The 24,065-nt window shown below is 55.1% G+C and carries 21 protein-coding genes; 8 read left to right on the top strand and 13 right to left on the bottom strand.

The genetic code is table 11. From position 1 onward, the window contains the following. Window positions 1-11 precede the first annotated feature (11 nt). Both NR302_RS17340 and yhcN read left to right on the top strand, forming a co-directional pair. The gene (locus NR302_RS17340; RefSeq protein WP_154154906.1) at window positions 12-278 is read left to right on the top strand and encodes a YdgH/BhsA/McbA-like domain containing protein; all 267 of its coding nucleotides are present in this window, start codon (window positions 12-14) and stop codon (window positions 276-278) included. Between the two features lie 102 nt (window positions 279-380). Continuing rightward, window positions 381-647: a peroxide/acid stress response protein YhcN gene (gene yhcN / locus NR302_RS17345; RefSeq protein ID WP_008101968.1), complete on the top strand. Its 267-nt coding sequence runs from the start codon at window positions 381-383 to the stop codon at window positions 645-647. 50 nt (window positions 648-697) lie between these two features. Here yhcN and NR302_RS17350 read toward each other — a convergent pair whose 3' ends face one another. The 5 genes from NR302_RS17350 to aaeX all read right to left on the bottom strand — a co-directional run bounded on the left by NR302_RS17350 (window position 698) and on the right by aaeX (window position 5,666). After that, window positions 698-967 (bottom strand): hypothetical protein, encoded by a 270-nt coding sequence (locus tag NR302_RS17350; protein WP_036647722.1) that lies wholly within the window; start codon window positions 965-967, stop codon window positions 698-700. 25 nt (window positions 968-992) lie between these two features. Beyond that, window positions 993-2,447 carry an NAD-dependent succinate-semialdehyde dehydrogenase gene (locus NR302_RS17355; RefSeq protein WP_258144059.1) on the bottom strand — a complete coding sequence of 485 codons (1,455 nt, stop codon included), beginning with the start codon at window positions 2,445-2,447 and terminating at the stop codon, window positions 993-995. Window positions 2,448-2,558: 111 nt separating this feature from the next. After that, window positions 2,559-4,511, bottom strand: coding sequence for a p-hydroxybenzoic acid efflux pump subunit AaeB (gene aaeB, locus NR302_RS17360; RefSeq protein WP_154154900.1), 1,953 nt, complete (start codon window positions 4,509-4,511; stop codon window positions 2,559-2,561). Window positions 4,512-4,522: 11 nt separating this feature from the next. Continuing rightward, window positions 4,523-5,452: a p-hydroxybenzoic acid efflux pump subunit AaeA gene (gene aaeA, locus NR302_RS17365; protein WP_008101975.1), complete on the bottom strand. Its 930-nt coding sequence runs from the start codon at window positions 5,450-5,452 to the stop codon at window positions 4,523-4,525. Window positions 5,453-5,462: 10 nt separating this feature from the next. Next, on the bottom strand, window positions 5,463-5,666 hold the full coding sequence (aaeX, locus tag NR302_RS17370; protein ID WP_007891984.1) for a p-hydroxybenzoic acid efflux pump operon protein AaeX: 204 nt from the start codon (window positions 5,664-5,666) through the stop codon (window positions 5,463-5,465). A 259-nt stretch (window positions 5,667-5,925) separates the two neighbouring features. Here aaeX and aaeR point away from each other — a divergent pair, with 259 nt between their 5' ends. Then, window positions 5,926-6,843: an HTH-type transcriptional activator AaeR gene (gene aaeR, locus NR302_RS17375; RefSeq protein ID WP_008101977.1), complete on the top strand. Its 918-nt coding sequence runs from the start codon at window positions 5,926-5,928 to the stop codon at window positions 6,841-6,843. A gap of 331 nt (window positions 6,844-7,174) precedes the next feature. On the opposite strand, the gene tldD is transcribed toward aaeR, so the two are convergent. The 8 genes from tldD to csrD all read right to left on the bottom strand — a co-directional run bounded on the left by tldD (window position 7,175) and on the right by csrD (window position 19,587). Then, window positions 7,175-8,620, bottom strand: a complete 1,446-nt coding sequence (gene tldD, locus NR302_RS17380) for a metalloprotease TldD (RefSeq protein WP_061720201.1) — start codon at window positions 8,618-8,620, stop codon at window positions 7,175-7,177. 64 nt (window positions 8,621-8,684) lie between these two features. Beyond that, complete coding sequence (gene yhdP / locus NR302_RS17385; RefSeq protein ID WP_258144060.1) at window positions 8,685-12,503, bottom strand: AsmA2 domain-containing protein YhdP; 3,819 nt, start codon at window positions 12,501-12,503, stop codon at window positions 8,685-8,687. Window positions 12,504-12,549: 46 nt separating this feature from the next. Continuing rightward, a complete protein-coding gene (gene rng / locus NR302_RS17390; protein ID WP_061720203.1) occupies window positions 12,550-14,019 on the bottom strand; it encodes a ribonuclease G in 1,470 nt (489 codons plus the stop codon). Continuing rightward, window positions 14,009-14,602 carry a nucleoside triphosphate pyrophosphatase gene (locus NR302_RS17395; protein ID WP_258144061.1) on the bottom strand — a complete coding sequence of 198 codons (594 nt, stop codon included), beginning with the start codon at window positions 14,600-14,602 and terminating at the stop codon, window positions 14,009-14,011. Before NR302_RS17395 ends, rng begins: the two co-directional genes overlap by 11 nt. An 8-nt stretch (window positions 14,603-14,610) precedes the next feature. Beyond that, window positions 14,611-15,099: a rod shape-determining protein MreD gene (gene mreD, locus NR302_RS17400; RefSeq protein ID WP_008101987.1), complete on the bottom strand. Its 489-nt coding sequence runs from the start codon at window positions 15,097-15,099 to the stop codon at window positions 14,611-14,613. Beyond that, window positions 15,096-16,130 carry a rod shape-determining protein MreC gene (mreC, locus tag NR302_RS17405; protein WP_008101989.1) on the bottom strand — a complete coding sequence of 345 codons (1,035 nt, stop codon included), beginning with the start codon at window positions 16,128-16,130 and terminating at the stop codon, window positions 15,096-15,098. Before mreC ends, mreD begins: the two co-directional genes overlap by 4 nt. Before the next feature lie 156 nt (window positions 16,131-16,286). Continuing rightward, a complete protein-coding gene (mreB, locus tag NR302_RS17410; RefSeq protein ID WP_007891976.1) occupies window positions 16,287-17,330 on the bottom strand; it encodes a rod shape-determining protein MreB in 1,044 nt (347 codons plus the stop codon). Window positions 17,331-17,640: 310 nt separating this feature from the next. Next, window positions 17,641-19,587, bottom strand: coding sequence for an RNase E specificity factor CsrD (gene csrD, locus NR302_RS17415; RefSeq protein ID WP_258144062.1), 1,947 nt, complete (start codon window positions 19,585-19,587; stop codon window positions 17,641-17,643). A 324-nt stretch (window positions 19,588-19,911) separates the two neighbouring features. On the opposite strand from csrD, the gene msrP reads away from it, so the two are divergent. From msrP to accC, 5 genes are all read left to right on the top strand, one after another. Further along, a complete protein-coding gene (gene msrP / locus NR302_RS17420) occupies window positions 19,912-20,916 on the top strand; it encodes a protein-methionine-sulfoxide reductase catalytic subunit MsrP (RefSeq protein WP_008101993.1) in 1,005 nt (334 codons plus the stop codon). Next, the gene (msrQ, locus tag NR302_RS17425; RefSeq protein ID WP_258144063.1) at window positions 20,917-21,519 is read left to right on the top strand and encodes a protein-methionine-sulfoxide reductase heme-binding subunit MsrQ; all 603 of its coding nucleotides are present in this window, start codon (window positions 20,917-20,919) and stop codon (window positions 21,517-21,519) included. Between the two features lie 232 nt (window positions 21,520-21,751). Then, entirely contained in the window at window positions 21,752-22,204 is a 453-nt protein-coding gene (gene aroQ, locus NR302_RS17430) for a type II 3-dehydroquinate dehydratase (protein WP_007891972.1), read from the top strand. Between the two features lie 21 nt (window positions 22,205-22,225). After that, the gene (gene accB / locus NR302_RS17435) at window positions 22,226-22,696 is read left to right on the top strand and encodes an acetyl-CoA carboxylase biotin carboxyl carrier protein (RefSeq protein WP_008101997.1); all 471 of its coding nucleotides are present in this window, start codon (window positions 22,226-22,228) and stop codon (window positions 22,694-22,696) included. A gap of 11 nt (window positions 22,697-22,707) precedes the next feature. Then, window positions 22,708-24,057, top strand: coding sequence for an acetyl-CoA carboxylase biotin carboxylase subunit (gene accC, locus NR302_RS17440; protein WP_008101999.1), 1,350 nt, complete (start codon window positions 22,708-22,710; stop codon window positions 24,055-24,057). The last annotated feature ends 8 nt before the right edge of the window (window positions 24,058-24,065 follow it).

A 24,065-nucleotide genomic window follows, 5' to 3' on the forward strand; every position in this document is an offset into this window, starting at 1 on the left:
GAGAGTGAATCATGAAAACCAAATTAGCTATCGCAGTACTGGGCCTGGCTTCTGTTCTTTCTTTTGGCGCGAGCGCCGCAAGCCTGGTTTCAAACGAACAAGCTGAACAGCTGCAATCCCTGAACCAAACCATCAGCGTGAGCGGTGTTGACGGCGACCAAACCAACGTTCGTCAGGAACTGTCACAGAAAGCCGATGCGCAGGGTGCTAGCCATTACCGCATTATTGAGAGCAACCGTGGCGATACCTTCCACGTTACTGCTGAACTCTACAAATAATCACTAATTGAACGTCCGGCGCCTTGAAGGCGCCAGGCAATAGATCGACGACCCGCCTACCCCTTTTCTGCCGCAGGTTGTTGATTAAACGAGGAGAAAATTATGAAAATCAAAACAACCATCGCAACTGCTACTCTGCTTTCCCTGTTCGCCTTTGGTGCTTCTGCAGCACAGCTGGTGACTGAACAACAGGCGCAGAATCTGCAACCTACCGGCAGCACTATTTCAATCAGCGGAACCGGCGGTTCGCCAATGGATTATCGTGCCGAGCTTTCTCAGAAAGCGGATGAGCAAGGTGCCAGCGCTTACAAAGTGATTGAAGCGAAAACCGGCGACAGCTATCACGTGACAGCTGAGCTGTATAAGTAATTCCTCGTCAATTAAGACGAACCCTTTGGCCCCGCTCGCCGGGGCCCTTTTTACTTTATATTGAAGCGGAGCTGGCCCTCCAGCTCCTCTTCTGCTTCATCAAATAGCAGGATCAATGCGCCATACCGGCGTTTCTGCCCTTTCCCCAGATTTACAAACTCAATCTCCAGCGGCAACGGCAGTTGCTCACCCACAATCGCATCCCAAAGATCGTCAAGATCGTTGATGGCGAGATCGGCTAGCGCAAAACGATCGCTAAACTGTCGATAAAAATGGGCTTGATCGACAATCTCATCGAAATCGAAACGCTCGGTTCTCATCATGACGCCCTCTTAGTTGTCGCGGCTAACTGAGTCCGCCGAGGTGCAACGCTTTGACTTCCAGATACTCTTCCATCCCCAACACCGAGCCTTCGCGTCCCAAACCGGACTCTTTCACGCCGCCAAACGGTGCCAGCTCGGTTGATACCGCGCATTCGTTAATACCGATCATGCCCGCTTCCAGCGCCGCTGAGACGCGGAATACTCGCTGCAGATTCTGCGTGTAGAAGTAAGCCGCTAGGCCATATTCAGTATTGTTGGCGCGCGCAATCACCTCGGCTTCATCGTCAAAGCGGAAGCAGGCTGCAACCGGACCAAACGTCTCTTCCTGCGCCAGCTTCATCTCTTCATGTGCTTCGGCGATGACCGTCGGTTGCCAGAAATTGCCGCCAAGAGGATGACGTTCGCCGCCAACCAGCAATTTGCCGCCTTTGCTTAACGCATCTTTGACGTGCTCTTCCACTTTCTCCAGCGCGGACTGCTCAATCAGCGGGCCAACAATCACGCCCTCTTCCACGCCATTACCGACTTTAAGTTTACCCACCGCATCGGCCAGCTGAGTGACGAAGCGATCGTACACCGCGTTATGCACATAGAAGCGGTTAACGCTAACGCACACCTGTCCGGCGTTGCGGAATTTGTTGGCAATCGCGCCCTGCACCGCCGCATCAATATCGGCATCATCAAACACGATATAAGGCGCATTGCCGCCTAACTCCATTGAGACTTTTTTCATGGTTTCGGCGGCATTACGCATCAGCGTTTTGCCCACCGCGGTGGAACCGGTAAAGGAGATTTTACGCACCGCTTTGCTGGCCATGATCGCGTCGCTGATGGCATGCGTATCGCCCGCCACCGCATTGAGCACGCCATCAGGCACGCCGGCTTTTTGCGCCAGCGCCAGCAGCGCGAAGGCGCTTAGCGGCGTGTTGTTAGCAGGTTTGATGATGCCGGTACAGCCAGCGGCCAACGCAGGACCGAGTTTGCGCGTCAGCATCGCCATCGGGAAATTCCACGGCGTGATCGCTGCGACCACACCAATCGGTTCACGCGTCGCCAGAATGCGCGAGCCCGGTTTTGCTGGCGGGATGATTTCACCGTTGGCGCGTTTCGCCTGTTCGGCAAACCACTGAATAAAGCTGGCGGCGTATTCCACTTCACCTTCGGCTTCTTTGAGCGGTTTACCCTGCTCGGCGGTCATCAACTGGCCGAGCCAGCTTTTGTTCTCAATGATCAGCTGATACCAGCGATTGAGGATTTCGGCACGCGCCTTGGCGGTTTTGTCGCGCCAGGCGGGAAATGCACGCTGCGCGGCGGCAATCGCCTGTTCGGTTTCGTGCTGACCGGCTTTCGCTACGTTGGCAATGACTTCGCCGGTAGCGGGATTGGTTACCTCAAAGGTCGCGCTGGCGTTACGCCACTGACCATCAGCGAAATAGCCGGTCTTGAATAATTCATGTTGTTGCAGGGAAGTGGACATCGGTTTTCTCCTGTCAGTTTGCGTCCTGTCAGGAAAGTATAGATGCCAATATCAGAGGTTTTTGTGTCAGCGTGGGATCTAAAAGGCCGCTGCACGTTGCAGCGGCCAGTTTCAGATTTGTATTAAGGTGTTCTGATACTTATCCAGCATCAGCGCCAGGCGTTTCACCGGTTCGGTGACGTTATCAGGTGCCGCATAGTGCTGCAGCTTCTCCTGATACACATCCAGCTCCTGCAGAAGCCGCTCGAAGTAATAGCGCCGCTTTTCATCGCTGGTCGCGGAGATAATGCGATCGGCGGTGTAACGCAGCTGGCGGTGATAGGCCGAGAGATCGGCATTCACCGGCACTTCGGCATTACGCAGGCGTTGATGGCCGATAATCAGCGTCAGCGCGATACGATACTTATCGATATCGCCGGGGAACAGGTTGAGCAGCAAGAACAGTTGCTGATACAGCGCCGGCAAGTGGTTTTCACGACGACGCGCCTGATTAGTAGTAAGCGCGGCAACCGCTGCATACATAAAGCGGTTCAGCAGCTTACGTCCGGTACGATCGCGCGATTTATCACGAATCAGCAGAATCACCATCATCGCCACAAAGCAGCCAATCACCTGGCCCAACACGTTATCAAGGAACACGTTGAACTCGAACTTCATCGGGTTATCCAGCACCAGCACATTGATGGTACCAATCAGCGCGCCTAGCGTACCTAACTGGCGGCGCTGCACGAAGATGCCGCCGATAAAACCCAGCGCGCCGATGGCGATACACAACAGCAACGCACTTTGCTGGGTCGCGGGCAGAATAAAGATGAAGTAAAGCGCGCCGAGCGGCACCGCAACCGTCATGCCGTAAAGGAAGTCTTTTGCCATCATCAACGGATTCGGCATACGCATTGCCAGCGCGGTAATCACCGCCAGCATCACCATGCAGCCGCTGCCGGATGTCCAGCCGGTATACAGCCAGAACAGAGAACCCAGCGCGGTGGCGACAAAGGTACGCACGCCGTTGATCATTGCGTGATGGGTTTCAGCGGAGCGCGCCTGAATCACCACTTCGCGCTGCAGAATGCTCTCTTCCAGCGTGGTAATGCGGCTGTTGCTTTTGATGCCGTTAATCAGCAGCAGATATTCGGTAGCTGCGCCGACCCAACTCGCCAGCGTCACCGGCACGGTTTTGCTGCTCACACCAATCAAGCGACGCATCACCTTCATGCGCTTATGCACATCGTTGACGTCGTTGACCTCTTTTTCGATCAGCAAACGATAGTGCGGTGGAATATATTCCGGGCGCGAGTTTTGAATCAGGAAGGTTTCGGCGGCCTGGGTGATCAGCGTCAGCGATAAGGTGTTGAGCATTTGCAGGCGGCGACTGGAGTTTTTCCAGCGTGACGATTCCATCATCAGTTGGCCGCGCATGCCGTTGAGCGCCGTGGTGCGACGCACTAACGCGCTCCAGGCTTTATCCACTTCGTCTTTATCTTCATGCGCAACGCACAGCTGTAGCAGTTTGTAGTGCGCCACCAGCAGCGCATCCACTTCCTGCTCAATCACTTTTTTGATCGAACGCGGCGAGAACAACATGTCGGCGAGAATCGCACACAGAATACCGATGACGATTTCACTGCAGCGCTCAACCGCAAACTGAGGAGCCAGCGTTAAGCCGCCGCTGGCATCCGCCGTGACCACGATGATCAGCGCGGTATAACCGGCGAGGCCGAGCGCATAGGAGTTTTCGACTTTGATCAGCGACGAGAGCCACACGCACATGCCAGCCCACATACAGCACAGCAGCAGCATCACCACCGGCGCACGCACCGTGGCAATCATGATGGTGAGCGCGGCAATACAGCCAATGAAAGTACCGATGATGCGCAGAATGCCGCGATAGCGCAGTGCGCCAGAATAGGGATCGCCCCCCGCAGCAAAGGCGGTACCACCGGCCACGATGCCGGCGGTCATCACCGCCCAACGCGGCGTTTCCAGATTGAAGTGAAAGCCAATCATCAACGCCGCAACCAGCGCGAAGGTGAGCTTCACCGGGAAACGCAAAAACTCAATCATATCGCCCTCGCTTAACCAAACTCACGCAGGCGATTGAACAACTGCGCCAGCGGCGAGACTTTGGTTTCGCGATCCTGCGCACCGGTGATCACCACTGTTGCGGTGGTACCCGCCGGGAAGCGGTTGCCCGGTTGCTCATCAAGACGAATACGCACCGGCACACGCTGCGCCAGACGCACCCACTCAAGATTCGAGTCGATGGTCGCCATGCCTTTGCTGTCGCTGCTGCTGCTGCTGTTGGTTACGCCTGCCGCGATGCTGTCGACGGTGCCGCGCAGCACTGCGTTGCTACCCAACGGCGTGATTTGCGCGCGGAAGCCAGGACGCACGCCATCCAGCTTGGTCTCTTCCATATAGGCCAGCACATAGAAGGAGTGCTGCTGTACCAGCGCCACGGCGACTGAACCGCGCGTGATAAATTCGCCCTGATAAACATTGAGGTTGGTGACCCAGCCGTCAGATGGCGCTTTGATGGTGGTGCGATCGAGGTCGATCACCGCCAGATCGCGCGTGGCAACGGACTTCGCCAACTGATGCTCGCTGGTTTGCAGATCGTTGTTGGATTGCTCAATCGCTTCACGCGACATAGCGCTGGTACCCAACTGATTGCGACGCGTGGCTTCACGGCGTTTTTCACTCACCAAAGCCTGGTAATATTCGACATCCGCCTGGGCTTCATCCAGCGCTTTTTGGTAGCGCGGACGGTCAACCACAAAAAGCGTATCGCCTTTTTTCACCAGTTGGTTATCGTGCACCGGCACGTCAGTGATGATGCCGGTGACGTCAGGCGAGATCGCCACGACATCGGCAGAGAATTTGGCATCACGCGTCCACGGTGATTCGGTGTAGAACACCCACGCGCGGAAGATGATCACGATGGCGATGACAACCAGCAGGAGTGTAATCGCGTATCGCGCGATTTTTCTTATTAGCGCTTTCACTTAAAGAACCTCAGACGAATAAACGGGATACAAGGTAAAACACACAGCAATACAGTGCGGTGTTAAACAGTGCGGGATGCCAAACCAGATCGTAGATCCCGCTGGGCGTCAGCACGCGTTTCACCAGCCAGAACAGCGCCAGTGAAACTAATAGTTCAACGAAGATGGGCGGAAAACTCAGCCCGAATACGACAAATACCGGAAGCACACTCATTTCGGATCCTTAGTTCGACCTTGCCGGATTGCACCGATACCTGCCCACATGCCGTGCGGCACGTTGGGTTTACGATCAGGGGATGACGGATAAACTGATGGCAACATTCAGGCCGCGTTGAGCTAATCATAGCGTATCATCGGGTTAACACAGCCATGTACAGGTGCAGTGAAGAGACCCAGCGACGCGTATAGTAACGCGCTTGACTATACGTTTTCTACATATTGTGAGCTAAATCACTTTTTAGCCAGAGTAAACAATGGATCGACTCAAAAGCATGTCCATTTTCGCCAAAGTGGTTGAATTGGGTTCATTTACCGCCGCAGCGCGCCAGCTACAGCTTAGCGTTTCGTCTATCAGCCAGATTGTCGCCAAACTGGAAGATGAGTTACAGGTCAAATTGCTTAATCGCAGCACGCGCAGCATTGGCCTGACCGAAGCCGGAAAGATCTATTTTCAGGGCTGTCGCCGCATGTTAGCGGAGGCTTCGCAGGTGCACGAGCAGCTGTATGCCTTCAACAATACGCCGATCGGTATTCTACGCATCGGCTGCTCATCGACGATGGCGCAAAATGTCTTATCGGCGATGACCAGCGAAATGTTACGCGAATATCCGGGTTTGAGCGTCAATCTGGTGACAGGCATTCCTGCACCCGATCTGATCGCCAACGGTTTGGATTTGGTGGTGCGCGTAGGTGCGTTGCAGGATTCGAACTTGTTCTCGCGTCGGCTGGGCGCGATGCCGATGGTGGTGTGCGCGGCGAAGAGCTATCTGGCGCAGCACGGCACGCCAGAGAAGCCCGGCGAGATCGATAATTTTTCCTGGCTGGAATACAGCGTGCGACCGGATAACACTTTTGAACTGGTTGCGCCCGAAGGATTAGTGACGCGCCTGACGCCGCAGGGCCGTTTCGTCACCAACGATTCGCAGACGCTGATTCGCTGGCTAAAAGCAGGTTGCGGTATCGCTTATGTGCCGTTGATGTGGGTGATTGATGAGATCAGCGCGGGAGAAATCGATATTCTGTTCCCGCAATATCACTCGGAGCCGCGCCCGGTGTATGCGCTCTATACCGAGAAAGATAAGCTGCCGCTGAAAGTGCAGGTCTGTATTGATTATCTGACCGAGTATTTCAAACAGGTGGCGCAGCAGTATCAGCAGCATCGGAAGGGTTGAGTTATTTTGTGATTAGTGCGGAAGCTGCAACGTCTGCTGCCACTGGATAGTGAAAACTGTGAATTTATCTAACACTGCAACAATGTTGAAAAGCTGACAGAGCCGCGCTGGGTTGTGGCAATCCGCAGCGCTGAACAGAGTGAGGCGGCCAGGATAAGCTCGCAGGACGCGAGCTTAAGGCGAAGCCGGGGCAGGAAGCCCCGTCTAAGCCGGTCCGTAAGGCTGCCAAACGGCGTGAAGGTACCGCGTAAGCGGCGCGAGGACCGCCACAACCCAGCGTGGTTCTGGCAGCGATAGCACCAAGGTCGCCATGAATGGCGACCCTACAGCATTAGGCTGTGCCACCTACGGTGATTTTATCCAGCTTCAGCGTTGGCTGGCCCACGCCAACCGGCACGCTTTGTCCCTCTTTACCGCATACGCCGACACCTTTATCCAGCGCCAGGTCGTTGCCAACCATTGAGATCTGCTGCATCGCCTCAATGCCGGAGCCAATCAGCGTGGCGCCTTTGACTGGCGTAGTCACTTTGCCTTTTTCGATCAGGTAAGCTTCTGAGGTGGAGAACACGAACTTGCCGGAGGTGATATCAACCTGGCCGCCACCGAAGTTCGGCGCATAAATGCCGTACTCCACACTTTCGATGATATCTTGCGGCGTCGATTTGCCCGCCAGCATGTAAGTGTTGGTCATGCGCGGCATTGGCAGGTGCGCGTAAGATTCACGGCGACCGTTACCAGTTGGATTAACGCCCATCAGGCGCGCATTCAGCTTGTCCTGCATGTAGCCTTTCAACACGCCATTTTCGATCAGCATGTTGTACTGGCCCGGCACGCCTTCATCATCGACCGCCAGCGAACCGCGCAGACCTTCAATGGTGCCATCGTCAACCACGGTACACAGCTCTGAAGCCACCAGCTGGCCCATTTTGCCGCTGAATACCGATGTCGCACGACGGTTGAAGTCACCTTCCAGACCATGTCCAACCGCTTCATGCAGCAACACGCCCGGCCAGCCCGCGCCCAGCACCACCGGCAACATGCCAGCGGGTGCCGCCACGGCAGAAAGATTGACCAGCGCCATGCGCACCGCTTCACGCGCCCAGGCATCGGCACGCACATCACCGCTCTCATCGGCGAGGAAGAATTCATAACCGGTACGCGCACCGCCGCCGCTTGAGCCACGTTCGCGTTTACCTTGATCTTCGACCTGCACGCTGATGGACAGACGCACCAGCGGACGAATATCTGCCGCCAGCGTGCCGTCAGTTGCCGCCACCAGCACTTGTTCGTAGACGCCGCTCAGGCTGGCATTCACTTCCTGCACGCGCGGATCGGCAGCGCGCGCCACTTTATCAACGCGATGCAGCAGAGCAATTTTGTCTTCACGCGTCAGGCTATCCAGCGGATTAACCGGCGCATACAGCGAGCGGTTCAGGACCGCCGATAAGGTATGCGCTTTGCCGTTGCCTTGCTCACGCACGATGCTGCGCGCCGCTTCAGACGACTGACGCAGTGCATTCAGGGAAATCTGGTCAGCGTAGGCGAAACCGGTTTTCTCGCCGCTAACGGCGCGGACGCCCACGCCCTGATCGATATGGTAAGAACCATCTTTGATAATTTTGTCTTCCAGCACCCAGGATTCGTGGAAACTGGACTGGAAATAGAGATCGGCATAATCCAGACGACGTTCTGAAAGCTGCCCTAACAGGGAGTAAAGGTCCTGCTGATTAATGCTGTTCGCAGTTAGCAACTGCTCACTTACCAGATTCAGAGTCATCGTTTCTCACTCATTATGTGCTCGGATAGTCATAGCCTGCGGCAATTACCCGACGGCGTCAAATTCACTTCTTATCGTCTTCGCGCGGTTTGCGCAGTACTTCATTGATTTCAGGCTTATCCAGCGGTCCGCTGATGTGGTAACGCAACAGCGAAATCTTATTCCACAGCGGCCCCAGTACTTTACTGGCCGCGAACACTGCTGCGCCAACCACCGGATTGATCACAAAGGCGGTGGCGACGCCGACCGAGGCGGAGATTTCCGGGGCAACCACCGCTTCCATGTCGATCTGACGCTTCACCAAATCGATGTTGCCCTTCATGGCGATATCCGCTTCAAGGCCATCCACCAGCAGGTTATCGGTGCGCATCACGCCGTTTTCAATCCACGCTGTGCCGTTAATCGAATCGAAATAGAAACCATCACTAAAGGTGTCGCTGAAATCGAAGCGCATCTTACGTAGCAAGGCATCAAAGCTAAACAGACGCAGCAACTGTCCCGCGCGACCGGTATTAACATCGGCGATCTGGCCTTTGCCAAAGTGGCTTTTCAGCGTACCGCTCAGCGTCTCTACCGATGGTTGCCACGGCGCAGAACGCCAGTGCAGATCGTAATCGAGTTTGAACGGTGCGTCGCGCAGCGGCGTGTTCATGCCAAACCAGTTGGCGGCGTCGTTAATATTTTCGCCGCTTAGGCTGCCCTTCAGCGAAGTGCGCTGATCGCCGGGTTTATTCACCCATTCGCCCGCCACATTCAATTTTGAGCTGCCAGAATCAATCGAACCGTTAGTAAGTGCTAACGTATCGCCTTGCGGCTGTAGCTTCGCCTGCATGTGACCGAATTTCTGTCCGCGCAGCCAGCACTCATCACAGTTAAGCTGTAATGCTGGCCAGCTGCTGAAGTTGATGTTGCTACTGTTACCGCCAAACGGCGATGATTTTCCGTCAGTTTTCTCAGCCCATTCAGGATTGTAGTAAAGATAGCTTAGGTTGATCTGCCACGGAGACTGCTGTGACGTCTGCAAACTACCACGTGCTTCACGGCTCTCCACCTGCAAACGCGTGTTGCCGCCTGTGCCCTGCGTCACGGTGGCGTTAACGTCGTGCCACTGCTGACCGCCGAGCGTCAGCGCTGGTGTGCGCAGAATGAAGTCGCCAGGCAGCAATGCACCGCCCACTTCAGGTTCGCCCTGCGCATTGCGTGAACTGCCTGCGCCAGCCATCATCCCCATCCAGGCTTCGCCATCCAGCGGCGGGAGATTCAGCTCCATGCCGCGTTTTTCCGGCAGCTTCGGTGTGCTTTTCGCATCGTTAAGCCAGATACCGCGATCAACGCGCAGCTGCGGCTCCAGAATCCAGCGGCTATTGAAACGATGGTGCTCGCGCACGCTACCGTTCAAGGTAAAGCCTTTTAGATCGCCATCCGCGTTGATGGTAATCGGCATCACTTCACCGGCCGCTTTATCCAGCGGCGCAGGTAAGTGACTACTTACTGCTTTACCCTCGCCTTGCAGTGCAACTTTGTAGGTCGCACCACCTTTGTGCGGCAACGTGATATCCACATTGCCCTGCCACGGTAAAGAGCCGCCTAACTGACGCGTGATGGCGTCCGGCAGCACCTTGAGTTTACCTAGCTGCCAATCGCCCAGCAGCTTGACGTTCACGCCAAAATCGTTGGGATTCTCTTGCGTGCTAAAACTCACGCCGGTTGGCTGCCCGAACCAGTTGGCTTGCAACTCTTCACTCTCCAGATTGCCGTTGTTGTAACGGAAGCGGCCGGTGAGATTGTTCAGCGTGGTTTTTAACGGTTTGATATGCAGCGTGTTGTTGTTCAGCACCACATTGCCGCTGGCGTGCACCTGCTCGCCATCCAACGGAATATCGAGATTGAGTTTGCCGCGCACATTGCCGCCAATCTGCAACTCCTGCAGCGCCGCGCCGAGTGTTGGCTTCAGCGGCGTTTGCTCGAAATAGTCGGCGATTTTTTTGCCTTCGCCGCTGATATCGCCATCGATAATCAACTTCTCTTTCAGGTAATCCGGAATCACCGCGCTGACATTGCGCGCATCAACTTCGCCGAGCTTGGTTTGCTCGGCTTTCATCCACAAACCGTTGTTGAGGAAGTCGAGATTGATGTCGAGATTTTCCAGTACAGGCCAGCCGGGCTGGAACTGGAAGGTGGAATTGCGCAGCGGTACCCAAACTTCAAACATGCCGTCATTGTGTTTGAACGGGAACAGCGCGGGATCGCCAGCAAACAGCAGCGTGGCGTTATCCACCTGCCCGCCTTTAATCGCATCACTGAGATAGTGTGTAAGATCGTGGCCCATTAGCTGCTGCGGGAAGTAGCGCCACGCATCGCCGGCATCGGTGACGCGAATCCCGGCGAGAATATCAAGGCGAGGCGCGGTCCCCAAATTCTGCTGGTAGCGGAAATCGCCGCGTGCCCACAGCGAACGCGCCTGCACATCCAGCTGATGTCCATCCAGCGTTAAGCCGTTGGCATCACGCAGCCAGTTAAGCTGGCCGGTGATCTGTTTGATTTGCAGCGGAGCCTGGAACATATCGCCGTACGGCACTTCCGCCTGACCCATCGCCACATCCAGCAAGCCATTGTTTAAGCTGCCGCTGGCGCTACCGCTGAGATTGCTGATACCCGGCAGCAATTCCCACTGTTGCCAGGCGAGATCGCGCCACTTCGCCTGCAAACGCGTTTGCTCCGGCTGCTGCAACGGGATATCCAGCGCCAGCGCATCAATGTGGCCGCGCGGTTGCAGTGAACGCCAGTTATCCAGCAAAGTCGGCGAAAGTGGCTTAAACAGCGGCACGATCGGTGCCAGACGTTCTAAGTCGAGTTGGGTGGCACGCACGCGCACTTCCGCCGCGCTGTTGGCGCCGAGCATCTGCTTATCTTCCGGCTTCCACAGCAGAGAAAAATGCCCCGGCGCCCACGCGATGCCGTCGGTGCTCAGGCGAGTTTGCGGTACCGAAAGGCTCCAGCCATTTTGGTAGCGCGACAAGTGTGCAGTTAAGCCATCGACCTGTAATTGATGATCGCCCTGCTCGCCGCGCCAGCGCGCACCGCCTTTGCTCAGCAGCAAATCACCGGCGTAGAGATCGCCATCACGCAAATTCGCCCACGCAGCCAGACTGAAACGCGCGCTTTCAAGGCTGGTGTTGTCACGCAGCCACGGACCAATCCACGGCCGCACATCCACATCATCGGCCTGCATCCAGATGCGGCCATCGCTGAGTAAGCCGTTGCTGTCGTTGAGATCAAGTCGTACCTGCACCACGCCATGCTGGCCGGTAAAGCTGGAAAGGCTCACTTCGCCTTCAGCGCGGTGACGGGTATTTTCGTTCAACCAGGTAAGGCGCGGAATCGCCAGTTCGGCGTGTTGGCCGGACGGCGTCAGAAAACGGATGCTGCTGTCGCGCAGATCGAAGTGATCGAACTGACGCAAAAACAGATCGTTGATTTGCGCCGGTTTGAAGCTGTTCTTCTGTTCGTCGCTGGTGAACAGCGGATGATTGGTTTCGAGATGCAGCTGCCAGAAGGTGAGATCGCGGAATTGCCAGCGCCAGTGCAGCAGCGATTGCCACACGTTGAGCGCCAGATTGACGCGGCCGATGGTGAGTTGACCATCTTCCTGCATCGAGATTTTGAGATCGCGCACCTGCAGCGTCGGGCCGAAATTCTCCCATTTCCCTTGCAGTTCGCTGGCATCGACCGTGACGCCGCTGACGCGTGAGATCGTCTGCAGAATATCGCTGCGATAACTGTTGAGGTGCGGCATCACGAGGCGCAACCCGCTGACCAGCAGCGCCACAATTACGATGATTGCGGCGAGCAGCAGTAACAAAATCCTCGGCAACCGCCTCACACACCTCTCCTTGCTGTCCGTTGGCTTACGGAACTTAACCTCACGATCACATCATGACGACATCAAACTGCTCTTGGGTATAGAGCGGTTCAACATGAACTTTGACCTGCTTACCGACGAAGATTTCCACTTCCGCCAGCGCGTGTGACTCTTCGCCCTTCAGCGCGTCGCCCACCGCCGGGGAAACGTACACCAGGAAGCGGTCGGAATCGTAGGCGTGATGCACGCGCACAATTTCACGCATGATCTCATAGCAGACGGTTTCCACCGTTTTCAAGGTGCCGCGCCCTTTGCACACCGGGCAATCGGCGCACAGCACATGTTCAATACTTTCTCGCGTACGCTTGCGCGTCATCTCCACCAAACCCAGCGCCGAGAAACCGTTGATGCCGGTTTTCACCCGATCTTTGCTCAGCGCACTCTCCAGCGAATGCAGCACGCGACGGCGATGTTCGTCGTTACTCATGTCGATGAAATCGATAATGATGATGCCGCCGAGGTTGCGCAGTCGCAGCTGACGCGCGATAGCTTGCGTCGCTTCAATGTTGGTATTGAAGATGGTTTCGTCGAGATTACGGTGTCCGACAAACGCGCCGGTATTGATATCCACCGTGGTCATGGCTTCGGTTTGATCGATGATCAGATAACCGCCGGACTTCAGCTCGACCTTGCGCTCCAGCGAACGCTGAATTTCGTTCTCGACATCGAACAGATCAAAAATCGGCTGCTTGCCGCTGTAGAGCTCCAGCTTGCTGGCCATTTCCGGAATGTATTCGCTGGTGAATTCCACCAGCAAATCGCAGGTCAAACGCGAATCCACGCGGATGCGATCCAGCGCGGCACCGGCGAAATCACGCAGTACACGCTGCGCTAACGCCAGCTCACCGTACAGCAGGCAACGCGTCTGATTACGTTTTTTACGCTCGCTGACTTTGGTCCACAAACGTTTCAGGAAAGCGGCATCCTGCGACAACTCTTCCGAACCAATGCCTTCGGCGGCGGTACGAATAATAAAGCCGCCGAGATCGTCACAGTGTGCCGCAACCACCGTTTTCAGTCGTTCGCGCTCGGCTTCGGTCTCAATACGCTGTGACACGCCAACGTGTGATGCGCCAGGCATGAACACCAGATAGCGCGAAGGCAAGGTAATATCGGTGGTTAGGCGCGCGCCTTTGGTGCCAAGCGGATCTTTCACCACCTGCACCATCAAATCCTGGCCGGGACGCACCAGTTCGCCGATGTCGCGCACCACAAAATTTTTCTTCTCATCACCCGCCACGCATTCGGTGTGCGGCATGATGTCGGAGGCGTGCAGAAAAGCGGCTTTTTCCATGCCAATATCGACAAAGGCCGCCTGCATACCCGGCAAGACGCGACTGACGCGTCCTTTATAGATGTTGCCCACGATGCCGCGTCGTGCTTCGCGCTCAATGTGGATTTCCTGCAGAATGCCGCCATCAATGTAGGCAACACGGGTTTCCGAAGGTGTCACATTTACCAGCAGTTCAGCCGTCATCTTGTCCCCTTAACGCCCGCAGTGACTGAAAATGACTCAGCAGCTCACCGGTCTCAACCAGCGGCAATCCCACTACGGCGTGATAGCTTCCATTAATCTTGCGGACAAAATTGCCGCCAAGGCCCTGAATTCCGTACGCGCCGGCTTTATCCATCGGCTCGCCACTGGCGATATAGTGCGAAATTTCCTCCGCCGTCATCTTGCGGAAGGTCACGTCCGTGGTCACCAGGCAATCCAGTTCACGCTGTTTATCAGCCAGCGCTACGGCGGTCATTACCTGATGGGTTTGTCCTGAAAGCTTACTCAGCATCGCGGCGGCGTGCGCGGCATCCTGCGGCTTTTCCAGTACCTCACCGTTCAGTACCACAATGGTATCGGCACCCAACACCGGCAGATCCTGCGGTGCTACCGCGACGCCCGCGCGCGCCTTATCTGACGCCAGACGACGCACGTAAACTTCAGCCGCTTCTTCTGGCTGACGCTGCTCTTCTACGTGGGTAATCAGGCGTTCAAATTGCAGACCAAGCTGCGTTAACAGCTCACGTCGACGCGGTGAACCGGATGCGAGGTACAGGCTAATCATAGTATTCCTTACTGAACAGCGAATTGACGGCGAATCTTTCTCATCAATAAGAATAGCCAGGGCCACAGGACGCCGTCGACCACACTACTCCAGAAGATTTCCGGGCGGAATGAGACGTTAATAACCAGGAATTCTGCCCAGAAAACAATCACATCCACCGCAAGGGACAGCACCATAACCATTAATGCCTGCTGCCACAACGCTAAGTTTCGGAATAACTGAAATTTAAAGGCCACCAGATACGCGATGATGCTGAATGCCAGCGCACGCACGCCCAGCGTTGAACCTGCTACCAGATCCATGATGCCACCGAGGAAAAAACCGGTACCAACATTCACCCGATGCGGCAGCGCCAGCACCCAGTAAATCAGGATCAGCAACAGCCATGAAGGCCGGAACATGAAGATCTGTTCCGGCCACGGCATGATTTGCAGGATGAGGGCAATCAGAAAGGACAGCCAGATAACCCATCGGCCCTGGCTGCGATATCGACTCAAGGCTGGCCTCCGCGTGTGTTCGCAGAATTCCCTTGCGAACGACTGCTATTAGCGGGTTGCGGTGGCCCCATTTGCTGTGATGACTGCAAAGTATCCGGTGCCGGTGGGCCCATTTCGCCTGCTGGCGGCAGAACCTGCGGCATCATCTGCATCAAACGTTCGTTGGCAACGCGATGCACTTCGTCCGGCGCCATTGGTGCTACGCCGTTACGATCTGCGCCCCACAGCAGCAGCAGATAGCGCAAACGCTGCAAGCCAGCCGCTGGACGCGCCTGAATCACCGTGTAAGCACGCTGTGTATCGACTTTCACCGAGGAGACCACGCCAACCGGATAACCTTCCGGGAAGCGGCCGCCCAGGCCAGACGTGACCAGCACATCGCCCACGCGAATATCGGTGTTGCCCGGCAGATGTTCCAGCTGCAGATCTTCGCTGCAGCCATTACCGGCGGCAATCACGCGAATATCGTTACGCAACACCTGAATCGGCAATGCATGCGATGCATCGCAAATCAGCAATACGCGGCTGGTAACCTGACCGACTGCAACCACCTGACCAACAACCCCTTTATCACTGATCACCGGCTGGCCTTCGTAAACACCGTTTACGCTGCCTTTGTCGATAACCACTTGATCGGTATAAGGATCGGTGCCGGTGGAGATCACCTGCGTCACCATCTTGTGCTCATCCTGGCGCAGCGGCGAGCCAAGCAGTTCACGCAGACGCGCGTTTTCCTGCTTATATTGCCCCAGCATCAGCAAGTCACTGTTTTTCAGGAAGAGCTCACGGCGCAGTGCTTTGTTTTCCAGCTCCAATTGCTGACGTGACGCCAGCGTTTCGGAAACGCCATCAAGAAGTTGTCTTGGCCCGTTGGCCAAAAAATAAAATGGACTGACCGACGTGTCCAGGTAGTTGCGAATCTGGGAAAAGGAGCTCACGCGGCTATCAGCGATAATAATCGCGATAGCCACAATGACTGCCAGAAAGAGGCGCAACTGCAGGGAAGGTCCCCTGCTAAAAATCGGCTTCATAAATTCTGCGTGTTCCTCGACATCAGGGAAGAAGCGTTAGCCGTATAGCCAACGCCTCCAGGGCTGGACGCATCTCGCCGTCGTGCGTTGCAGCAGCAGCGTCAGCATAGGCGCTATTCCCTGCGCAATTTGACCAGGGCCTTAGCCGTTGAGGAATTACTCCTCGCTGAACAAATCGCCGCCATGCATGTCGATCATTTCCAATGCTTTACCACCGCCGCGTGCTACGCAGGTCAGTGGATCTTCTGCCACGACCACCGGAATACCGGTCTCTTCCATCAGCAGGCGATCGAGGTTACGCAGCAATGCGCCACCACCGGTCAGCACCATGCCGCGCTCGGAGATGTCAGAAGCCAATTCTGGCGGGCACTGTTCCAGTGCAACCATCACCGCGCTCACGATACCGGTCAGCGGTTCCTGCAGCGCTTCAAGAATCTCGTTAGAGTTCAGGGTAAAGCCACGAGGTACACCTTCTGCCAGGTTACGGCCGCGCACTTCAATCTCATGCACTTCATCGCCCGGATAAGCAGAACCGATGCCGTGCTTGATGCGCTCCGCAGTCGCTTCACCGATCAGTGAACCGTAGTTGCGGCGGACATAATTAATAATAGCTTCATCGAAGCGGTCACCACCAATACGCACAGAAGAGGAGTAAACCACGCCATTCAGCGAGATCACTGCTACTTCAGTGGTACCACCACCGATATCAACCACCATCGAACCGGTTGCTTCAGAAACCGGCAGACCTGCACCAATCGCCGCAGCCATTGGCTCTTCAATCAGGAAGACTTCGCGCGCGCCTGCACCCTGTGCAGATTCACGGATGGCACGACGCTCAACCTGGGTCGCACCCACCGGTACGCAGACCAGCACACGTGGGCTTGGACGCATAAAACTGTTGCTATGCACTTGCTTAATGAAGTGCTGCAGCATTTTTTCGGTGACGAAGAAGTCGGCGATAACGCCATCTTTCATAGGACGGATAGCAGCGATGTTGCCCGGCGTACGGCCAAGCATCTGCTTAGCGTCATGACCGACAGCCGCTACGCTCTTTGGGGAGCCGGCACGATCCTGACGAATGGCAACCACAGAAGGCTCGTTCAACACGATGCCTTGTCCTTTCACGTAAATCAGGGTATTCGCGGTACCCAGGTCAATGGACAAGTCATTGGAAAACATGCCACGAAATTTTTTAAACATACTAAGGGATAATCCTGCAAGCTGGGGGCGGAAAATAAAATCCGCCTACTTTACCAACCACGCGAAGCCGCTACAAGGCGCAAAAACGTTCTGCTTCGGTGAAAAAATACGCTGAATACTTTTTTGGCCTGATCGTAGGGTCTTTTGCCGCAGTTAAATGGCGTTAACACGCCGTTTTAACCTAAATTCTCCCGGCGATAGCGGGCAAATTTCGACATAAAATCTAACATTTCCAGCCGCCAGCATCGCGCGCTCCGGCACTAATAAGCGAGAAAAACAGCCATCAGCCCGCAGTTCGCGCGCTGAAGGTTTAAATTCGATAACGTTGCGAGTGTTTCTTTACATTACTGTTGACCGGCAACGAGGGCGCAAAGAAATCGCCTTGCCCGCCAGAAACACCCAATCCCGACAGCGTTTGCCACTCCGCGCGCGTACGCACACCTGCGGCGAAAACCTGCGTTGGTGATGACTTACACACTTCAAGCAAACTCTGCACAAACAGCTGGTTCTCGGTACGTCGCTCAATGTTGCGTACCAAACCCGGCGCAAGTTTAATCACTTCAATCGGGAATTGCTTGATATAAGCGCTGCTCACCACCGTCAATCCGGCCTGATCCACCGCAATGCGACAGCCAAATGCCGTTAACATATGGAAAACCGGCACTAAACGGCTGATGTGTTGACAAACATCGGCCTCAGCAAGTTCAAATAAAAAACGTTTTCTTTGCGTTTTGCTGCACTGCAGCAGCAGTTTTTGCAGCCAGCGTTGGAAAGGCCGCTGCAACAGCGAGTCAATATTCACTGGTAGTGCCAGGGTTTCATCCGGCCACATTTCAGAGAGCGCCGCAATACGCGCCACCAGTTGGCGATCCCAGCTATCGGTCATACCCAGCTGCAACACCAGCGGCATAAACTCCGCCGACACCACTTCTTTGTCGCCATCGAACACGCGCGTCAGTAATTCGCGATGATGGACTTTTCCATCCAGCAGCACCGCCGGTTTTTGGTACATTCGCGGGCCACCACGATTGAGCGTGTTCTCCAGCAAGGTCCGCCAGCGCACGCTGCCGCGCCCCATGTCCAGCGTATTGCCTTCGCCAACCGACCAACTGTTGCCGCCCTGCAATGCCGCACGCCGCGTGGCCATCTCCACATTTTCCATCACCTGCGAGACACTTTGTCCGCTGCGCCACGCGCTGATGCCGATGTGGATGAGATCATCGCGATCGACCATGCGCATCGGCGGCAGTGAATCGACGGCATTGATCAGTTGGTCGGCAATGCTGTTGGCCTCTTTTAGAGTGCGATGCGGCAGCAAGACGGCGAAATCACTGCGGAAGTAACGTGCCAGCAATGCGCCCGGATAGCGCAGCACAAAGGTCGACAGCATATTAATCAGGTCAAACAGATACTCTTCCACCAGCGTTGGCCCAAGGGTTTCGTGCAGGGTATCGAGATCCGGCAGGCGCACCATCATCACCACGCCGTGCGTGCCGACATCTTCCTGATCTTCCAGCAACGTCGCCAACTGGTTATCGAAGAACAAACGATTGTTGAGACCGGTACGCGAATCCTGCGCCGCAAAGGTGCGAATTAAGGTATCGATGCGTAAACGCTGCTCGCCCGCTTCCTGCAAATCGCCCAGAAGCGTATCGATGGCGCGACTGGCTTTCGGCGGCCACTCCGCCGCATGCTCATCCGGGGAGCGGCGTTCCCCGGCCAGAATGCGATCGGCGCGCGCTTCTAGTTGTTCCATATTGTGCCAGCGCCGATTGAGCCAGCGGTTGGTCATAACCAGCAGCACACACATGATAGCGACGACAGTAAACAGGACCACCAGCGTATAAGTGCCGGTAAAGGAGCGAAACAGGGTTTTGGCGGGATCGAGCACCACTACGCGCAGTTCAAGGCCCGGCGAATGCGTCAGGGGCAAATCGAATTGCACAAAGCGATTGGGCTCATCTTCTAACATCGGATTTTCGTGGCGGGCTAAACTGAACACTAAGGTATCGCCATTCAGCAGCTGCATCTGTTCGGCATTGACCACCGGCATCATGCGCGTCAGCCACTGCGTGATCTCCTGCGGCGATTGTGAAGCCAGGGCTTTATCCACTTCAGTCGCCAGCGTTTGCATGCGCGTTTCTACACGCTGCTGCGACAGCCAGATAAAACTAAAAGCGCAGCCCACCAGCATCAATATCATCGCCAGTAAGCTTAATAAGGTAATAAACGCAGAAAATTTAGTTGTTAATCGCATCCCTGTGCCTGCATCACTGCGGTTATGAACGGTGTTAATCCGTAGGCGCCACTCTGACCACTGGCGCAAACCTGAGCAAAATAGCACAAATCAAGGTGTGATTCAGCGCCAGACTGGCATCAAAATCGCACATAACACAGCTTGATAAGCGCTACGGCGCGAGTATAGCGTTAAACCGTGATGGCCTGACTTTGCTACGGGCTTTTTCGTCCTATTCTCAAAGAGTGTGTTTTGCCAGGAAATTTCACATTTTTCCCCGCAAGTTCGCGCCTGACGCTGAAGTTGAGCATGCTGGTTATAACTTACTATTCACAGGAGAACGTCATGAACCTGAAGCACTTGCTCACAGAAGCCGACGTCACGCCAGAAAGCGTCTTTAATATGCGCCGCCGTCAGGTGCTGAAAGCGTTGGGATTAGGCGCAGCAGCAGCCAGTTTGCCAGGCACGGCGCAAGCCGATGTATTGAGCTGGTTTAAAGGCAATAACCGCCCGCCCGCGCCTGCTGGCAGAGATTTAGATTTCACTAAACCGGCCGAATGGCAGGCTGATTTGCCGCTCACGCCGTTTGATAAGGTGTCGGGTTACAACAACTTCTACGAATTTGGTCTGGATAAAGCCGATCCTGCCGCCAATGCCGGCACGCTGAAAACCGATCCATGGAAACTGCGCATCGAAGGGGAAGTTGCCAAACCGATCACGCTGGATATGGATGACATCTTCAAGCGTTTCGCAATGGAACAGCGCATTTATCGCATGCGCTGCGTCGAAGCCTGGTCGATGGTGATTCCGTGGGTCGGCTTCGAGCTTAACAAGCTTCTGAAACTGGCTGAACCCACCAGCAATGCACGCTATGTGGCGTTTGAAACGCTGTATGCACCTGACCAAATGCCCGGTCAGAAAGATCGCTTTATCGGCGGCGGGCTGGATTATCCCTATGTAGAAGGCTTGCGTCTTGATGAAGCGATGCATCCACTGACGCTGCTGAGTACCGGCGTATATGGCAAAGCGCTGCCACCGCAAAATGGTGCGCCGATTCGCCTGACGGTGCCGTGGAAATATGGCTTCAAAGGGATTAAATCGATTGTGAAGATCACGTTGACGCACGATCGTCCACCAACCACCTGGAGCCAGATCGCCGCCAATGAGTACGGTTTCTATGCCAATGTGAACCCGCATGTGAATCATCCGCGCTGGTCGCAGGCTACCGAACGCTTTATTGGCGCGGGCGGCATTCTAAAGGTTGATCGCCAACCTACGCTGCTGTTCAACGGCTACGCGAAAGAAGTGGCTTCACTGTATCGCGGGCTGGATTTACGGGAGAACTATTAAGTGCGCCTCACTTTACGCCACATCACTGCGTTAAAAGTCGTGCTGCATCTGGCGGCTTTTCTGCCGTTTGTTTATCTGTTTATGGCGGCGAGTCAGGGCTGGCTGAGCGCCGATCCGGCGAAAGATATCCAGCATTTTACCGGCAGAATGGCGCTGAAGTTACTGCTTGCCACACTGCTGGTCAGCCCGTTAACGCGCTACCTGAAACAGCCGCTGCTGATTCGTACTCGCCGTCTGCTCGGCGTGTGGTGTTTCGCCTGGGCCAGTTTGCATCTCACCAGCTACTACTTGCTGGAACTTGGCTACGATCATCTGCGTTTACTCGGCAGTGAGTTGATTTCTCGTCCTTATTTGTTACTGGGGATGATCAGCTGGACGATTCTCTTCGCCCTCGCTATCACCTCATTTCAACGCATGCAGCGCAAACTGGGTCGTCGCTGGCAAACGCTGCATAATGGCGTCTATCTGGTCGCGATCCTCGCACCTATCCACTATCTTTGGTCTGTGAAAGTATTGTCCCCGCAGCCGGTAATCTACGCTTTGCTGGCCATTGCGCTGTTAGCGTGGCGTTACAATAAGTTGCGTAAACTTCTCTCCAGATAATCCCCGCACGGTTGTGTTCCTCCCGCGAGATCTGTTAAAAAGTGTGGCCTTCGGGCCGCATTCGATCAACTTCGCAGATAAGACCAGTATTTTGCTGCGAATGTCGACGAAACGGATATAATGCCCGGCTTTATTGCAAGCGAAGTCTTCTTTTTCATCCTCAAGGGTGACAAACGCAAGATGGCGCGGTATTTTACGCGATGCCTTACTGATTGCAGGAGATAGCAGCAAGATGGCGCACAAATTTCACATACTGCTTTTGAACGGTCCCAATTTGAATTTACTGGGAACGCGCGAGCCTGATAAGTATGGTCACACCACGCTGGCGCAAATCGTCGGCGATCTGACGCAACAGGCCGATCAGCACCATGTGAAATTGAGTCATTTGCAATCGAACGCAGAGTTTCAGTTGATTGACCGTATTCACGAAGCCCGCGGCAACGTGGATTACATCATCATCAATCCTGCTGCGTTTACGCATACCAGCGTTGCACTGCGTGATGCCCTGTTGGCGGTTAGCATTCCTTTTATTGAGGTGCATCTCTCGAACGTGCATGCACGCGAACCGTTCCGACATCACTCCTATCTTTCCGATGTATCTGCCGGCGTCATCTGTGGACTTGGCGCTGATGGATACTCGTGGGCTTTACAAACGGCAGTAAAACGCCTGTCACATTCCAATTAAACAGAGTACGGAACCACACTCATGGATATTCGTAAAATTAAGAAACTGATCGAACTGGTTGAAGAGTCTGGCATCTCCGAGCTGGAAATCTCCGAGGGCGAAGAGTCCGTTCGTATCAGCCGTTCGCCTGCAAATGCCGGCTACCCAATGATGCAGCAAGCTTATGCTGCGCCAATGATGCAGCAGCAGCCTGCGCTGGCGACCGCTGTGGCACCTGCCGCACCGGCTGCAGCAGAAGCCGCTAAACCAGAAATCAGTGGCCACATCGTGCGTTCACCGATGGTGGGTACCTTCTATCGCACCCCAAGCCCAGACGCGAAAGCCTTCATTGAAGTTGGCCAGAAAGTGAATGCCGGCGACACCCTGTGCATCGTTGAAGCGATGAAAATGATGAACCAGATCGAAGCCGACAAATCCGGCGTCGTGAAGGCGATTCTGGTCGAAAGCGGCCAACCGGTTGAATTTGACGAGCCGCTGGTCATCATCGAATAACGAGGCGAAGCATGCTGGATAAAATTGTCATTGCTAACCGTGGTGAGATCGCGCTGCGCATTCTGCGTGCCTGCAAAGAGCTGGGCATTAAGACTGTTGCCGTGCACTCCACTGCGGACCGTGACCTGAAGCACGTGCTGCTGGCAGACGAAACCGTCTGCATTGGCCCGCCACCTTCGGTCAAAAGCTACCTGAACATCCCGGCACTGATCTCCGCCGCTGAAATTACTGGCGCGGTCGCTATCCATCCGGGTTACGGCTTCCTCTCTGAGAACGCCGATTTCGCCGAGCAGGTTGAGCGCTCAGGCTTTATCTTCATCGGCCCGAAAGCCGACACCATTCGCCTGATGGGCGACAAAGTGTCTGCGATTACCGCCATGAAGAAAGCCGGCGTACCAACCGTACCAGGTTCTGATGGCTCGCTGACCGACGACATGGAAAAAAACCGTGCCTTCGCTAAGCGCATCGGTTATCCGGTGATCATCAAAGCTTCCGGCGGCGGCGGCGGTCGCGGTATGCGCGTCGTGCGCAGCGACAAGGATCTTGAGCAATCCATCAACATGACGAAAGCGGAAGCCAAAGCGGCTTTCAACAACGACATGGTGTACATGGAGAAGTACCTCGAGAATCCACGCCACATCGAGATTCAGGTGCTGGCCGACGGCCAGGGTAACGCTATCTATCTGGCCGAACGTGACTGCTCAATGCAGCGTCGTCACCAGAAAGTTGTCGAAGAAGCGCCAGCGCCAGGCATTACGCCGGAACTGCGCCGCTATATCGGCGAGCGCTGCTCTAAAGCCTGTATCGACATCGGCTATCGCGGTGCGGGTACGTTCGAGTTCCTGTACGAAAACGGTGAGTTCTACTTCATCGAGATGAACACCCGTATTCAGGTTGAGCATCCGGTGACTGAAATGATCACCGGTGTCGATCTGATCAAAGAGCAGCTGCGTATTGCTGCTGGTCAGCCGCTGTCGATCAAACAGGAAGACGTGGTGATTCGCGGCCATGCGGTGGAATGCCGTATTAACGCCGAAGATCCGAATACCTTCCTGCCAAGCCCAGGCAAGATCACCCGCTTCCACGCGCCGGGCGGCTTCGGTGTTCGTTGGGAATCGCATATCTATGCCGGTTACAGCGTGCCACCGTACTACGATTCCATGATTGGTAAGCTGATTACCTACGGTGAAAACCGTGACGTGGCAATCTCGCGCATGAAAAATGCGCTGGCGGAACTGATCATCGACGGCATCAAGACCAACATTGAGCTGCAGATGAAAATCATGTCCGACGAAAACTTCCAGCAGGGTGGCACTAACATCCACTATCTGGAGAAAAAACTCGGCCTGCAAGAGAAGTAATCGCAGCG

Origin of the sequence: Pantoea sp. SOD02 (assembly GCF_024707505.1) — a bacterium.
Lineage (GTDB): Bacteria > Pseudomonadota > Gammaproteobacteria > Enterobacterales > Enterobacteriaceae > Pantoea > Pantoea symbiotica.

Excerpts from the sequence above, each read along its gene's own strand:
- mreC (WP_008101989.1), bottom strand. The coding sequence starts at position 16,130 with ATGAAGCCGATTTTTAGCAGGGGACCTTCCCTGCAGTTGCGCCTCTTT.
- NR302_RS17395 (WP_258144061.1), bottom strand. The coding sequence starts at position 14,602 with ATGATTAGCCTGTACCTCGCATCCGGTTCACCGCGTCGACGTGAGCTG.
- yhcN (WP_008101968.1), top strand. The coding sequence starts at position 381 with ATGAAAATCAAAACAACCATCGCAACTGCTACTCTGCTTTCCCTGTTC.
- NR302_RS17340 (WP_154154906.1), top strand. The coding sequence starts at position 12 with ATGAAAACCAAATTAGCTATCGCAGTACTGGGCCTGGCTTCTGTTCTT.
- tldD (WP_061720201.1), bottom strand. The coding sequence starts at position 8,620 with ATGACTCTGAATCTGGTAAGTGAGCAGTTGCTAACTGCGAACAGCATT.
- aaeB (WP_154154900.1), bottom strand. The coding sequence starts at position 4,511 with ATGATTGAGTTTTTGCGTTTCCCGGTGAAGCTCACCTTCGCGCTGGTT.
- msrP (WP_008101993.1), top strand. The coding sequence starts at position 19,912 with ATGAACCTGAAGCACTTGCTCACAGAAGCCGACGTCACGCCAGAAAGC.
- accB (WP_008101997.1), top strand. The coding sequence starts at position 22,226 with ATGGATATTCGTAAAATTAAGAAACTGATCGAACTGGTTGAAGAGTCT.
- aaeR (WP_008101977.1), top strand. The coding sequence starts at position 5,926 with ATGGATCGACTCAAAAGCATGTCCATTTTCGCCAAAGTGGTTGAATTG.
- NR302_RS17350 (WP_036647722.1), bottom strand. The coding sequence starts at position 967 with ATGAGAACCGAGCGTTTCGATTTCGATGAGATTGTCGATCAAGCCCAT.
- csrD (WP_258144062.1), bottom strand. The coding sequence starts at position 19,587 with ATGCGATTAACAACTAAATTTTCTGCGTTTATTACCTTATTAAGCTTA.
- NR302_RS17355 (WP_258144059.1), bottom strand. The coding sequence starts at position 2,447 with ATGTCCACTTCCCTGCAACAACATGAATTATTCAAGACCGGCTATTTC.
- accC (WP_008101999.1), top strand. The coding sequence starts at position 22,708 with ATGCTGGATAAAATTGTCATTGCTAACCGTGGTGAGATCGCGCTGCGC.
- aaeX (WP_007891984.1), bottom strand. The coding sequence starts at position 5,666 with ATGAGTGTGCTTCCGGTATTTGTCGTATTCGGGCTGAGTTTTCCGCCC.
- rng (WP_061720203.1), bottom strand. The coding sequence starts at position 14,019 with ATGACGGCTGAACTGCTGGTAAATGTGACACCTTCGGAAACCCGTGTT.
- aroQ (WP_007891972.1), top strand. The coding sequence starts at position 21,752 with ATGGCGCACAAATTTCACATACTGCTTTTGAACGGTCCCAATTTGAAT.
- mreB (WP_007891976.1), bottom strand. The coding sequence starts at position 17,330 with ATGTTTAAAAAATTTCGTGGCATGTTTTCCAATGACTTGTCCATTGAC.